This window comes from Haladaptatus sp. DYF46 (genome assembly GCF_021083305.1).
Classification (GTDB): domain Archaea; phylum Halobacteriota; class Halobacteria; order Halobacteriales; family Haladaptataceae; genus Haladaptatus.
Genome location: NZ_JAJFAY010000001.1, coordinates 1,616,817 through 1,629,234, shown reverse-complemented (window position 1 = coordinate 1,629,234; position 12,418 = coordinate 1,616,817). Strand labels below are relative to the sequence as shown.

Here is a 12,418-nt window from a genome sequence, read left to right as displayed (position 1 = left end):
ACTGGCATAAAGAAGTTGCCTGTCCGATACTGTCACGATGTGGGCGTTTCGTGCCACGTGAGGGCAAGCGTTTCCGGGTCGAGAACGTAGTACCGTTCCCACGTCGGTGCCACGCTGACGACCTTCGTGTCGCCGATGGTCGTCTCCGCGTGCTGGTGGTGGTGGCCGATGAGACAGAGGTCGGGGGAGAGGGCGGAAAGCAGGTCGTCGACGTACGAGCAGCCGACATCGTACTCCTCGGCGACGGGCAGGCCGTGGGGTGCCTCGTGAGTCAGCAACACGTCGACGGAACCGAGCTCCATCGCCCGTTCGATGTCCTCGTGGGTGAAGTGACGGCGGCGGTCGCCGACGAGGTTGGCGCGCGGTCGGTCGTACTGCGTCGGCGCGAAGTTCCCCGACAGACCGGCGATTCGAAGGCCGTCGAGTTCGACGGCGGTACTCGCGAGCAGGTGTGCGTTTCTGACGTGCGAGTTCGAAACCAGTCCGTTTCGTAGCGCCTCCACGGTGTCGAAATTCTCGTTGTTCCCGCCGATAAACCACGTCGGGGCGGGCAGGTCGTAGAACATCAGGTCTCCCAACTGCAGAGTCACGTCTGGGTCCGCCTCGCGGTACGCCGCGAAGAGTGCGCGCCGGTTGTCGTGGTCGTCGGCGTGGGCGTCTCCGAGGACGAGCATTTTCCGAAAATATGTATGGAGGTATGATAAGACCGCCGGATCGTCCTGTGTGGCAAGAGCACACAGGCCCTTCCTACCCGATCAGTACGAGCGCCGCGATGGTGCAGACGAGGAGACCGACGCCGTAAAAGAGCACCTTGACGTCGCTCTGCAACTGGGTTACTCGGAGGTCTTCGGGGTCCGCGATGGTGCTCCGTAACCCCATCGAGTCCGCGGTCGCCGTGGTCGTTCCGACCCGAATCGCTCCGGTTCCGCCGACCGCGATCAGGAGCACGATGAGTCCGACCCCGAGCAAGTAGATGAACGCGAGTTCCGAATCGGTGAGGGCGAACACGGCACCTACCGTAAGTCCCCCGTAGACGAGCGCGTATCGGAGGCTACACCGTGCGATGAGGGACCAGTTCATACTGAATCTCCTTCATTTAGCGGTAAATATTTTCTGTACGGTCGCTTGGTTTTCATCGATCGGCCACTTTCAACCGATTTCCTCGCGACTTCGACCAGTTTCGAGCGACGAGTCAGATGAGACAAGAACTCCGGCGACAGACTCTGCCGTCGGCGTAAGGCATAAGTCACCACGTAACAGCAAATGGAACATGCCTCGTGCTGTGGCGCACGCCGTGTTCGCGTATCGGCGACCGAGCGACAGCACAGTCGGAAAACGGACAAAACGTGCGGCGTGAGGTTCGCGGCGGGCGTGGCACCCCCGTTTCGAGCCATTCTCGTTTTGCAGCGCGCGACAACCGATTTCCGACACAAACCGATGACAGACACAGATACACCGTTCCGCGGGGTCTACCCCGCGATGACCACGCCCTTTGCGGGCGACAGCATAGATCACGAACTCCTCCGTAGCGACGCCCAACGCCTCGAACGCGCCGGGGTCGACGGCCTCGTCCCCGTCGGTTCGACCGGCGAGAGCGCGACCCTGAGCCACGACGAACACGTCGAAGTCGTCGAAACCGTCGTGGACGCCGTCGATATCCCCGTCATTGCAGGCGCGGGAAGCAACGCGACCCGCGAGGCCCTCGACCTCGCGCGACGGTCCGCGGACGCCGGCGCGGACGCCCTCCTTCTCATCTCGCCGTACTACAACAAGCCGGAACCGGCGGGGATGGAAGCACACTATCGCGCCATCGCCGACGCCGTCGACCTCCCCCAAATCGTCTACAACGTCCCGTCCCGAACGGGAATCAACGTCGACGTGGAGACGACCGTTTCCCTCGCCGAACACGACAACATTCTCGGATACAAGGCCGCCAGCGGCGACCTCGGACAGATAAGCGAAATCATCGAACGGACCCAGAACGAGGCGTTCGCCGTGTTGTCGGGCGACGACGCGTTGACGCTCCCCATGCTCTCCATCGGCGCGGCGGGAACCATCAGCGTCTCCGCGAACGTCGAACCGGAGCGGACCTGCGAACTGGTCGACTCGGCACTTTCCGGTGACTACGCCAGAGCACAGGAACTCCAGTTCGAACTCGGGCCGCTGTTCCGCACGCTGTTCGTGGAGACGAACCCGATTCCGGTGAAGGCGGCGATGGAACACCGCGGCTACGGACCGGGCGGCCTCCGACTGCCGCTATCGGAACTCTCCGACGAACACCGCGATGAACTCGCGGCAGTACTCGACGAACTGGAGGGGCGCGCGTGACGCGGGTCCTCGTCGGCGGCGTCACAGGGCGGATGGGCGGGGCCGTCATCGAAGCGACCGCCGGACGAAATGACGTGGACGTCGTCGCGGGCGTCAGTCGCGACCCGTCGGGAGATATCGACGGCGTTCCGCTCGAACCGATGGACGAACTCGAAACCGTCCTCGCTCAGCACGAACCGGACGTCCTCGTTGACTTTTCGACCCCCGACGCGAGTCGGGAGTTCGTCGCCGCGTGTGCGGACGCAGGCGTCGCTTGCGTCGTCGGCACGACCGGATTCACGGACGACGACGAGGCCGCCCTCCGCGAAGCGAGCGAATCGGTCCCCGTCCTCGTAGCGAGCAACTTCTCCCGCGGAATCCAAGCACTCCTCCGAGCCGTCGAAGGTGCCGTGTCCGACCTTCCCGGCTACGACGTGGAACTGATGGAAACGCACCACAACGGCAAGCGAGACGCGCCGAGCGGGACCGCGAAGACGATTCTCGACCGAATCGCGGCGGCGGGCGGGCCCGACGAGCGCGTTCACGGACGCGACGGTGACGCGCCGCGGCAATCCGGTGAAGTCGGCGTCCACGCCCGTCGTGCGGGCGGTATCGCGGGCGAACACGAGGTCCTGCTGGCGAACGACCACGAGGACCTTCGACTCTCCCATCGGGCGGCCGACAGGGGAGTGTTCGCCGACGGTGCTCTCGACGCGGCGGCATGGGTGGCCGGACGGCAACCGGGACGGTACGAGTTCAGCGAGGTGATCAGCGAATGAGACGTGAAAGTGACATACGAAGCGACGTACGGGAACTGTGGCAACGATACGACTCCGGCGAGGTAAACGCGGACAGTGCCGGACCGACCGAACACGAACTCCTCGAAACCTTCCTCGACGCGTTGGAGGCGGGCGAGGTTCGCGCCGCCGAAAAGCGCGACGGGAGTTGGGAAGCGAACGAGTGGGTGAAGCAGGGTATTTTACTGAACTTCGGCCTGCGGAACATCGAGGGCCGGGAGTACGGCGACGTCACCTACCACGACGTGCTGCCGCTCCGCCGGACGGACGACCTTCCCGGCAGGGGAACCCGCAACACGCCCGACGGAACGGTCCTTCGACGTGGCGCACACGTCGGATCGAGCTGTATCCTGATGAGTCCGAGTTTCGTCAACATCGGCGTCTCCATCGGCGACGGAACGCTCGTGGACTCGTGTGATACCGTCGGCTCGTGTGCGCAAATCGGTGCGAACGTCAAAATCGGCGCGAACGTCCTCATCGGCGGCGTCCTCGAACCCGTCGAGGGAACGCCCGTCATCGTCGAGGACGACGTGAGCCTCGGCGCTGGCTGTCGCGTCACGTCCGGGTTCGTCGTCGGCGAAGGGAGCATCGTCGCCGAGAACACGCTCCTCACGCCTCGAATCCCCGTCTACGACCTCGTGGACGAGGAGATACTGTACGGCCACCTACCGCCGAATCGCCGCGCGTTCACCCGGTTCGTGGAGTCGAGCCTCGGGGACCATGACCTGTTCGACGGCGGTGCGTACAAGCCCGCCGTCGTCGCCCTCGACGTGGAGGACGACACGCTCGAACAGGTCGAACGCGAGGAGGCGTTGCGATGAGCGCAACCGTTTCGGACGGCAATCCGCCGGTGCGGCGGCTGTCTGACTGGTCGGACGCTCGGCTCGCCGAACTCGCCGACGACTACGATACGCCGCTGTACGTCGTCGACCTCGAACGGGTTCGGGAGAACTACGCCCGACTCGCCGCCGCGTTCCCGGACGCGGACGTGCACTTCGCCGCGAAGGCGAACACGTCGCGGGCGGTCCTCGAAACCCTCGAAGCCGAGGGTGCGAGCATCGAGTGCGCGTCCGCTGGCGAGACGGAGCGGGCTTTCGCCGCCGGATTCGAGGGCGAACGTGTCCACTACACCGCCGTTAACCCGCCCGGAACCGACCTCGATAGGGTCGTCGAACTCGCCGCGCACAATCCGGAACTGACGGTTACGACCGGTGCGGCGGACACCATCGAACGGCTGGCCGAACGCGGCTACGACGGCCGTCTCTGCCTCCGCGTCAACCCCGGCGTGGGTGCGGGCCACCACGAGAAGGTGCGAACCGGCGCGGACGCGAAGTTCGGCGTCCCCTACGACCGGGCCGCATCGCTGCTCGAATCGGCCGCGGACGAGTTCGACGTCGTTGGAATCCACGCCCACGCGGGCAGCGGCATCTCGGGTGATGACCTCGGGAACCACCGCGAACTCGTCTCGCGCATGGGCGAACTGGCCCGGACCATCGATCTCGACCTCGAATTCGTGGACGTTGGCGGCGGATTCGGCGTCCCGTACCACCCCGACGACCCACCGCTCGACCTCGAATCGGTCGCGGATGCAACCCGGGACGCGCTCGGCGATATCGAGGCCACGCTCGTCGTGGAACCGGGTCGCTATCTCGTCGCGGATGCCGGGGTCCTTCTGACCCGTGTGAACACGGTGAAGGACACGCCGGAGACGGTTCTCGTCGGGGTCGATGCCGGGATGACGACGCTCGCTCGCCCCGCGCTCTACGACTCCCATCACCACATCAGGACCGTCGCCGGAGACGGGGACGGTTCTACCGTCGAAGCGACCGTCGCCGGACCCATCTGCGAGAGTTCGGACACCTTCGGGACCCACGTGCTCGCCGCTCCGACCCGTGGCGACCTCCTCACCATTGGCAACGCGGGGGCATACGGCTACGAGATGGCGAGTCAGTACAACTCGCGGCCGCGTCCGGCGGTCGTGGCGGTGGACGGCGACCGAACCGGCGTCGCCCATCGACGCGAAACGCTCGCCGACGTCACCGCGACCGAGGAGGTGCCGTGGGAATGAACCTCTCGTTCGAGAAGTACCACGGCACCGGGAACGATTTCGTCATCGTGGACGCGGACGCGTGTGTTCCCCACCGATCGCGGTTCGCACGAGGGGTCTGTGACAGAGCGGACGGAATCGGCGCGGACGGCGTCCTCTTTCTGGCGCTCGAACCCGATTTCCGACCGCCGCGGATCATCATGACCCTCGTTCAACCCGACGGAAGCACGGCGGAGATGTGCGGAAACGGCGCACGCTGTGCTGCCGTTTGGGCCGCCGAGCGGGCGAACGCGGACGAAGTGATGATCGACACGCTCGCCGGAACCCGCCACGCGGCGATACACGACGACGGTGCGACCATCGAGATGGGCGCGCCCGCGTTCGCTCCGGAGGCCGTTCCGCTCGCGGGCGATGAACCGCTCATCGAATCCCGAGTCGGCGACTACGACGTGACGGCGGTCAACACGGGCGTCCCGCACGCCGTCGCGTTCGTGGACGACGTGGACGCGGTGAATCTTGAACGGGATGCGCCACCGATTCGTCACGCGGACGCCTTCCCGCAGGGGGCGAACGTCACCTTCGCCTCGCCGCGCGACGATGGGTTCGACCAACGCACGTTCGAGCGCGGTGTCGAGGGCGAAACCCGCTCGTGTGGAACCGGCGCGGTCGCTATCGCGGCTGCCGCACGCCGACTCGGACTCGTCGACGGCGACGGAGTGTCGGTGTCGCCACCCGGTGGCGAACTCGAAGTCACGGTCAGCGACCGAAACGCGACGCTCACCGGTCCCGTCGAACGCGAGTTCGGGGGCGACCTTCGCGTCTCGAACGCCGGTCGATTCGATTTAGAGGCCTGATACCGTGGTCGATTTCGACCCGGTTTCGTTCCTCGAAACGGCCGTCCAAACGCCTTCGCACGAGTCGGTTGACGAGATGCGAACCCTTCTCGTCGAAACCCTCGAATCCGAAGGTGTCGAGGCGACTGTTGACGACGCGGGAAACGTCCTTGCAGAGCGTATCGGCGACGAAGACGGCCCGCACATCGTCCTGAACACCCATATCGACACCGTCCCGCCGCACGTTCCGTTTGCGCGCGACGGAGGCCGGATCCGTGGCCGTGGCTCTTGTGACGCGAAAGGACCGCTCGCGGCGCTTCTCGATGCCCTTCTCGCGGTCGAACCGAACCGAGGCCGGGTGACGCTCGCCGTGACGCCCGACGAGGAGACGGACTCGACGGGCGCGGCCGCGCTCGATTTCCTCTCCTCGAACGGTGGCAGGGGTGAGAGCGAGATGCCCCCCGATGGCGTCATCGTCGGCGAACCAACCGGTCTCGACGTGTGTAACGCCGCACGTGGCCGATTTCAGGGAACGGTGACGATCCGCGGGGAGAACGCACATGCCGCTCATCCCGAAGCGGGTGTCAACGCGATACGCGGGTTGAGCCCCGTGTTGACGGCGCTCTCCACGTTCGATTCCGACCGGGAACACCCCGAACTCGGCGCGCCGACGCTCACGCCGACGACGGTCAGCGGGGGGACGGCGACGAACCAAATCCCCGCGAACTGTTCGTTCGTCATCGACCGGCGTAGCGTCCCGCCGGAGGGTGCAGAGGAGTTCCGACGTTCCCTCGAATCACACCTTCGGGACGCCGTATCGGGGTCCGTCGAGGTGGACGTTTCGCTCGCCGAACGCGAAACGCCGTTTCTCGAAGCTTTCGACACGCCCGCCGATTCGACGGTGGTGCGAACGCTCCGCGACGCCAGCGGCGGCGACGTCCGCCCCTTCGGAGCGGCGACCGAGGCGTCCTATTTTGCGGCGGTCGCTCCGACGGTCGTCTTCGGGCCGGGCGTCCTATCCGATGACAACGGGGCCGTCGCACACGGCCCGCGGGAGTACGTCGATGTCGACGAGGTACGTGCTGCCGCGGATGCGGTGGAACGGACGCTCCGAACGCTCGTTCGCTGACGGGGACACTGTTGGCACTCTCGGTGGGTTGGCGAACATCGCTTTGACGGAAGCACGCCCGGCGGTGGACGGTCGAGAGCGAATATCCGTGACGGGTCGGTGGTAATCGGCAATCCTGTCATTCGCGAAGGAATCGGGGCGGATCGCACTCGGAAACGCCGTCGCTCGCCATCGATACCGACAGACAGCAGAGATGCGAGGACGACGAAAATCCCTTCGACCGGTTCGACTACCACGCCACGGGGTGGTCGCGTGTTCCTATTTAAAATCTCGCCGTGGTGTGTGTTTTTCGCGGTGGCGTCGCGTGTCTTCGAACTCGTCGACCAGATATGCGCCGAGGAAACCACCTAGTGCGCTCAGTCCGACCGTATAGAGCATCGAGAGGGTGCCAAAAAGGACGATTAGAATCAAGAACCCGTTCGGAATGTACGCGAAAGAGAGGATACTTACGGCGAACAGTCCGACGAGTGCCATCGGAATCGTCGCGATTACACCCGAGATTGCACCGACTCGAATTCCGTCGCCAGTCGTCGTTCGACCCAGATAGGCCGCGACAGCGCCGCCGATGACGGGGGAAAACGGGATGAAGAACACGACTGTGGTTACGACCGCTCCGACGAGCGCGTGAATGATGGAATCGCTGTTTGTCATGTTGGTATGATGGAACACGGCGGTTGGTAGCGCTTCAGCCCAAGAAGACGTCCACGATGTCGCTTCCGCGGTTGCCGACGTCCTTGTACAGTTCGGAGTAGCCGCAGTTGGAACAGGAGACGACGGTGAAACTCTTCGTCTGGATGTCGAACATCTTGCTCAACCCGCCGCCGGTGGTCGAGATGGAGTCCGTGGTTACTTCGGTGTGACCGCATTTCGGGCAGCCGGAGGTACCGTGTGTATCGGGGTCCATACGGCGAGGAATGCGTATCCGATGGATAAATACTTCGTGGTCGATACGTCAACGAAGCTTATTACACTTCACTTTCTATCGATACGTATGGGTACAACTCACTCCACGTACGGAAACAAACCCCGCACCGCCCCGCTCGGAATCAAGATACTCTGCGTTCTCGCCGTTATCAGCGGCGTCCTCGGACTCTTCGGTGGTTTCGTCGCGCTGTTTTCCTCTCCCGTCGGATTCATCGTCGGAATTGTCGCCATGGTGCTTTCGGCGGCCCAACTCGTCGTCGCGTGGGGTCTCTGGACGCTCCAACCATGGGCGTGGACGCTCACGCTGATCGTCTACGGGCTGAGCCTTCTGTCTGACGTGTTCAAACTACTGACGGGGAACGGCTTTGCCATCATCAGTATCATCATCGGCGTTCTGCTGTTGGCCTACGTATACGGCAAGCGCGATTACTACAAGTAACCCGACGCGAGTCGGCTCGGTCCCCGCTCTCTCCCGATTTTCACGTCGTCGACTCGGCACGCCGTTTCACCCCGAGAAGCATCTTTCGCTCCATGACGAAGTGGGCAGGTTCCCAGAACAGGAAATCTGCCGCTTTGCCGCGGAGGGTTCGTTTACCCCGCGTGCGCATCCGAACGACGAACCGAGTCGTCCCGTCGTTCATCGGATGGAGGACGAACGCCCACGTCCATCGAGGCGATGGACCCGGCGGTTGGAGCACAACGGCACGCTCGGGGTCGACGACCACCGCTTCGGGCGCGGATTCGGGCGTCTGTACCGGATAGTCCTCCGGCGCGAGCCGGACGGTGTCCCCCGCTTCGAGGTCCTGATACTCGGGAACGATTCGGTCGGCGTTGTGGATGTCCGCACCGATGAGGGTTTCCAGCACGTCGTAGCTGTAAAAGCCCCCGCGTCCCTGCCCGATTTGGACGAGCCACGGCCATACGTCCTCCGCGGGTGCGTCGATGGTGACGGCGTGGGTGATCTCTTCGTTGGGGTCACGGAGCAAGTCGTCGCCCGGAAGGGACCCGTCGACTTCCTCGTCGGTCGCACCCCACCGCAAGTGCCACGGACGAACGAAATACCAGTATGCGAGCGCGACGACCGCGATGAAGGGTTCCAATAGGCGGCGTCGCTCGAATTTCGACGGCATGAAAACGGGTGACGACGGGAGCGAGCGTAACGGTTTGGGCTGGAAAGTCGCTCGTTCGGGTCGAAGAATTCGGTCGTTGGCTCGGTGAACTCAGTCGAGGTCGTCCGCGAGGTCGGCGGCGATTCCCGTGTACCCGGCGGGCGTCAGCGCGTGGAGTTCTTCGCGCACGTCCTCGTCCACGTCGAGTTCGTCGAAGAGGTCGCGGAAGTCGTCGAGCGTGACCCGTTTCCCGCGGGTGAGCGCCTTGACGCGTTCGTAGGCGTCGCCGTGGCCTTCGCGTCGGAGGATGGTCTGTACCGCTTCGCCGATGATTTCGGGCGTCGATTCGAGTTCCTCGCGCATGACCTCCTCGTTGGGGACGACCTTTCCGAGGCCGTCTTGGGCCTTCGTGTAGCCGAGGAGGCAGTAGGCGAACGCGCTCCCGATATTTCGCTTGACGGTGGAATCCGAGAGGTCGCGCTGGAGACGGGAGGTGGTGATATAGTCGCCGAGGAACGTGAGGTCCGAGTTGGCCTTCGAGAGGTTGCCTTCCGAGTTCTCGAAGTCGATGGGGTTGACCTTGTGGGGCATGGTCGAACTGCCGGTCTCGCTTTCGGTGGTCAGTTGCCCGAGGTAGCGGTCGCTGACGTAGAGCCAGATGTCGCGGTCCATGTCGAGAAGAATCGTGTTGGCGTGGCGAAGCGCGTCGAACAGTTCCGCGAGGTCGTCACACGGGTTGACCTGTGTGGCGAGCGCGGTGTGGGAGAGGCCGAGACCCGTCACGAACTCGCGGGAGAATGCCCGCCAATCGACGTCGGGATAGGCGGCGACGTGGGCCGCGTAGGTGCCGCTCGCGCCCGCGAGTTTGCCCGAGAGGGATTCGGCGGCGCGTTCGATTTCGCCGACCGCTCGTCCGAGACGGGCGGCGTAGACGGCCATTTCCTTGCCGAACGTCGTCGGCGTCGCCGGTTGTCCGTGGGTCCGGGCGAGCATCGGAACGTCGCGGTACTCGTGGGCCATGTCCGCCAACTCGTCGTGGACGGCGGCGAGTTCGGGGAGTAGGACCTCCTCGACGGCGGGTTTGGCGAGCAGACGGTGGGCGAGGTTGTTCACGTCCTCGCTCGTCAGCGCGAAGTGGATCCACGACCCGAGGTCCAGTCCGTCGGGGAGCGAGCGACGGACGAAGTATTCGACCGCCTTCACGTCGTGGTTCGTCGCGGGGTAGTCCTCGTAACCCTCGGTTTCGAGCGCTTTGACGATTTCGGCGTCCTCGGCGTCGAACTCCTCGTAGACGGCGCTGAGTTCGTCGCGGTCGTCCGCCCTGATGTCGAACGGCGTCGCGTCGAGGTCGGACAGGGCGATGAGGTACTCTATCTCGACTCGCACGCGGGCACGCATGAGTGCGGCCTCGCTCGCGTAGTCGCGGAGCGGCGCGGTTCGACCGGCGTAGCGCCCGTCTATCGGCGAGACGGCGTAAAGGGAGTCCATACGTGTGCCTGCCGTTCGGTTCGGCAAAAGCGTGTCGGTCCGGTGACGCACAAGTATGCATACAAAACCGAAAAATAACGATACGGCTCCGGGATATATACACGATATTGCATAGAATACGTCGCTGGACCGCAACTACTTTGGCCTCGCCCCGCCGTCCTTTTCGTATGACAGGGATTGCGGGTATGGCCGGGAACCGAGGCCGAAACCTCATGCACATCGCGGACCTCGCGCCGGGCGGGGCGGAACTGGCTGTCGTCCTCACTAACAGCGCGGATGCGCCGGTACTGGACGAGGCCGAAAAGCGGGGGATTCCCACGGAAGTCGTCGAACGGGGCGACGACGAATCGCGGCAGGAACACGAACGCCGAGTCCTCGATGCGCTCGCGGACTACGAGTTCGACCTCGTCTGTCTCGACGGCTACATGCGTATCCTCTCGGACGAGTTTTTGGACGGCGCGCCGACGACGCTCAACGTCCACCCGTCCTTGCTCCCGTCGTTCCCCGGCATGGACGCGTGGGGCGACGCGCTCGACGCGGGCGTGAGCACGACCGGTTGCACGGTTCACGTCGTCACCGACGCGACGGACGACGCGGGCGAGGTGGACCGCTCGAAGGTCGACAACGGCCCCATCGTCACGCAGGAACCGGTTCCGGTGTACGAGGGTGACGACGACGAGACGCTGAAGGAGCGCGTCCTCTATCAAGGCGAGTTCAAGGCGTATCCGCGCGCAGTGCGTTGGTTCGCTGAAGGAGACGTCGACGTCGATTTCGACGCGAACGAGGTCCACGTCGAGGCGGATACGGACGAGGAACTCCCCGCTCGAAAGGTCGAATCGTTCGACCGCACCGCCACCCTCCGATACGGGGAGAACCCGCATCAGGACGCCGCGCTCTACGCCGACGCGACGTGCGAGGAGGCCAGCGTGGTCCACGCCGAGCAGTTGAACGAGGGCGCGAAGGCGCTGTCGTACAACAACTACAACGATGCCAACGGCGCGCTGAACCTCGTCAAGGAGTTCGACCGCCCTGCCTGTGCGGTCATCAAACACACCAACCCCGCCGGATGTGCCGTCGCCGACTCGCTCGCCGAGGCCTACGAGCGCGCCCTCTCGACGGACGCGAAGAGCGCGTTCGGCGGCATCGTCGCCCTGAACCGCGAGTGTGACGACGCCACCGCGACCCAGATCGTGGACTCGTTCAAGGAAGTCGTCGTCGCGCCGGGATACACCGACGACGCTCTGGCGACCCTCTGCGAGAAGAAGAATCTCCGCGTGTTGGAGGTCTCCGACCTCGGCGAAATCACGGAAACGCATACCGAGAAGGACCTCGTGGGCGGCCGACTCGTGCAGGAGCGCGACATGCAGGACCCGACCCGTGCGGACCTCGAAATTGTCACCGAGCGCGAACCGACCGAGGAGCAATTGGATTCCCTGCTCTTTGCGTGGCAGACCATCAAACACGTCAAGTCCAACGCCATCCTGTTCGCCAAGGGCACCGAGACGGTGGGCGTCGGCGCGGGACAGGTCAGCCGCGTGGACGCGGTGGAAATCGCCAAAATGAAGGCTGACCGCGACGCCGAGGGCAAGGACGCTGACGGCGCGGTCATGGCCAGCGACGCCTTCTTCCCGTTCCCGGACGCCGTCGAGGAGGCCGCCGAGGCGGGTATCGAGGCCATCATCCAACCCGGCGGGTCGGTGAACGACGACGACGTCATCGAGGCCGCGAACGAACACGGAATGGCGATGGTGTTCACCGGGAGTAGGTGCTTCCGGCACGATTGA

Annotated in this window: 14 protein-coding genes; 8 read left to right on the top strand and 6 right to left on the bottom strand. The window is 64.5% G+C overall.

Annotation, left to right across the window (positions count from 1 at the left end; translation table 11 throughout):
- Positions 1-32: 32 nt before the first annotated feature.
- Positions 33-674: a metallophosphoesterase gene (locus tag LJF34_RS08925; protein ID WP_231184619.1), complete on the bottom strand. Its 642-nt coding sequence runs from the start codon at positions 672-674 to the stop codon at positions 33-35.
- Positions 675-747: 73 nt separating this feature from the next.
- Positions 748-1,080 carry a hypothetical protein gene (locus tag LJF34_RS08920; protein ID WP_231184618.1) on the bottom strand — a complete coding sequence of 111 codons (333 nt, stop codon included), beginning with the start codon at positions 1,078-1,080 and terminating at the stop codon, positions 748-750.
- 357 nt (positions 1,081-1,437) lie between these two features.
- Here LJF34_RS08920 and dapA point away from each other — a divergent pair, with 357 nt between their 5' ends.
- From dapA to LJF34_RS08890, 6 genes are read left to right on the top strand one after another with little or no spacing between them, the layout of a single operon-like run.
- On the top strand, positions 1,438-2,328 hold the full coding sequence (gene dapA, locus LJF34_RS08915; protein ID WP_231184617.1) for a 4-hydroxy-tetrahydrodipicolinate synthase: 891 nt from the start codon (positions 1,438-1,440) through the stop codon (positions 2,326-2,328).
- Positions 2,325-3,086: a 4-hydroxy-tetrahydrodipicolinate reductase gene (gene dapB, locus LJF34_RS08910; protein ID WP_231184616.1), complete on the top strand. Its 762-nt coding sequence runs from the start codon at positions 2,325-2,327 to the stop codon at positions 3,084-3,086. The genes dapA and dapB overlap by 4 nt, the downstream gene beginning before the upstream one ends.
- Positions 3,083-3,925 (top strand): 2,3,4,5-tetrahydropyridine-2,6-dicarboxylate N-succinyltransferase, encoded by an 843-nt coding sequence (locus LJF34_RS08905; protein WP_231184615.1) that lies wholly within the window; start codon positions 3,083-3,085, stop codon positions 3,923-3,925. Before dapB ends, LJF34_RS08905 begins: the two co-directional genes overlap by 4 nt.
- Positions 3,922-5,172, top strand: coding sequence for a diaminopimelate decarboxylase (gene lysA, locus LJF34_RS08900; RefSeq protein WP_231184614.1), 1,251 nt, complete (start codon positions 3,922-3,924; stop codon positions 5,170-5,172). The genes LJF34_RS08905 and lysA overlap by 4 nt, the downstream gene beginning before the upstream one ends.
- Positions 5,169-6,005, top strand: coding sequence for a diaminopimelate epimerase (dapF, locus tag LJF34_RS08895; RefSeq protein ID WP_231184613.1), 837 nt, complete (start codon positions 5,169-5,171; stop codon positions 6,003-6,005). The genes lysA and dapF overlap by 4 nt, the downstream gene beginning before the upstream one ends.
- 4 nt (positions 6,006-6,009) lie before the next feature.
- Positions 6,010-7,113, top strand: coding sequence for a M20 family metallopeptidase (locus LJF34_RS08890; protein WP_231184612.1), 1,104 nt, complete (start codon positions 6,010-6,012; stop codon positions 7,111-7,113).
- Between the two features lie 258 nt (positions 7,114-7,371).
- Here the strand turns inward: LJF34_RS08890 and LJF34_RS08885 are convergent, their stop codons facing one another.
- Both LJF34_RS08885 and LJF34_RS08880 read right to left on the bottom strand, forming a co-directional pair.
- A complete protein-coding gene (locus tag LJF34_RS08885; RefSeq protein ID WP_231184611.1) occupies positions 7,372-7,764 on the bottom strand; it encodes a DUF5518 domain-containing protein in 393 nt (130 codons plus the stop codon).
- 34 nt (positions 7,765-7,798) lie between these two features.
- Positions 7,799-8,017 carry a zinc ribbon domain-containing protein gene (locus tag LJF34_RS08880; RefSeq protein WP_231184610.1) on the bottom strand — a complete coding sequence of 73 codons (219 nt, stop codon included), beginning with the start codon at positions 8,015-8,017 and terminating at the stop codon, positions 7,799-7,801.
- An 87-nt stretch (positions 8,018-8,104) separates the two neighbouring features.
- Between LJF34_RS08880 and LJF34_RS08875 the strand changes: the two genes are divergently transcribed.
- The gene (locus LJF34_RS08875; protein WP_231184609.1) at positions 8,105-8,476 is read left to right on the top strand and encodes a hypothetical protein; all 372 of its coding nucleotides are present in this window, start codon (positions 8,105-8,107) and stop codon (positions 8,474-8,476) included.
- Positions 8,477-8,516: 40 nt separating this feature from the next.
- Here LJF34_RS08875 and LJF34_RS08870 read toward each other — a convergent pair whose 3' ends face one another.
- Both LJF34_RS08870 and purB read right to left on the bottom strand, forming a co-directional pair.
- Positions 8,517-9,167, bottom strand: coding sequence for a hypothetical protein (locus tag LJF34_RS08870; protein WP_231184608.1), 651 nt, complete (start codon positions 9,165-9,167; stop codon positions 8,517-8,519).
- A gap of 90 nt (positions 9,168-9,257) precedes the next feature.
- Complete coding sequence (purB, locus tag LJF34_RS08865; protein ID WP_231184607.1) at positions 9,258-10,634, bottom strand: adenylosuccinate lyase; 1,377 nt, start codon at positions 10,632-10,634, stop codon at positions 9,258-9,260.
- A gap of 167 nt (positions 10,635-10,801) precedes the next feature.
- On the opposite strand from purB, the gene purH reads away from it, so the two are divergent.
- The gene (gene purH / locus LJF34_RS08860) at positions 10,802-12,418 is read left to right on the top strand and encodes a bifunctional phosphoribosylaminoimidazolecarboxamide formyltransferase/IMP cyclohydrolase (protein ID WP_231184606.1); all 1,617 of its coding nucleotides are present in this window, start codon (positions 10,802-10,804) and stop codon (positions 12,416-12,418) included.

Excerpts from the sequence above, each read along its gene's own strand:
- dapF (WP_231184613.1), top strand. The coding sequence starts at position 5,169 with ATGAACCTCTCGTTCGAGAAGTACCACGGCACCGGGAACGATTTCGTC.
- LJF34_RS08875 (WP_231184609.1), top strand. The coding sequence starts at position 8,105 with ATGGGTACAACTCACTCCACGTACGGAAACAAACCCCGCACCGCCCCG.
- purH (WP_231184606.1), top strand. The coding sequence starts at position 10,802 with ATGACAGGGATTGCGGGTATGGCCGGGAACCGAGGCCGAAACCTCATG.
- LJF34_RS08880 (WP_231184610.1), bottom strand. The coding sequence starts at position 8,017 with ATGGACCCCGATACACACGGTACCTCCGGCTGCCCGAAATGCGGTCAC.
- LJF34_RS08905 (WP_231184615.1), top strand. The coding sequence starts at position 3,083 with ATGAGACGTGAAAGTGACATACGAAGCGACGTACGGGAACTGTGGCAA.
- LJF34_RS08920 (WP_231184618.1), bottom strand. The coding sequence starts at position 1,080 with ATGAACTGGTCCCTCATCGCACGGTGTAGCCTCCGATACGCGCTCGTC.
- dapA (WP_231184617.1), top strand. The coding sequence starts at position 1,438 with ATGACAGACACAGATACACCGTTCCGCGGGGTCTACCCCGCGATGACC.
- LJF34_RS08870 (WP_231184608.1), bottom strand. The coding sequence starts at position 9,167 with ATGCCGTCGAAATTCGAGCGACGCCGCCTATTGGAACCCTTCATCGCG.
- lysA (WP_231184614.1), top strand. The coding sequence starts at position 3,922 with ATGAGCGCAACCGTTTCGGACGGCAATCCGCCGGTGCGGCGGCTGTCT.
- LJF34_RS08885 (WP_231184611.1), bottom strand. The coding sequence starts at position 7,764 with ATGACAAACAGCGATTCCATCATTCACGCGCTCGTCGGAGCGGTCGTA.
- LJF34_RS08925 (WP_231184619.1), bottom strand. The coding sequence starts at position 674 with ATGCTCGTCCTCGGAGACGCCCACGCCGACGACCACGACAACCGGCGC.
- purB (WP_231184607.1), bottom strand. The coding sequence starts at position 10,634 with ATGGACTCCCTTTACGCCGTCTCGCCGATAGACGGGCGCTACGCCGGT.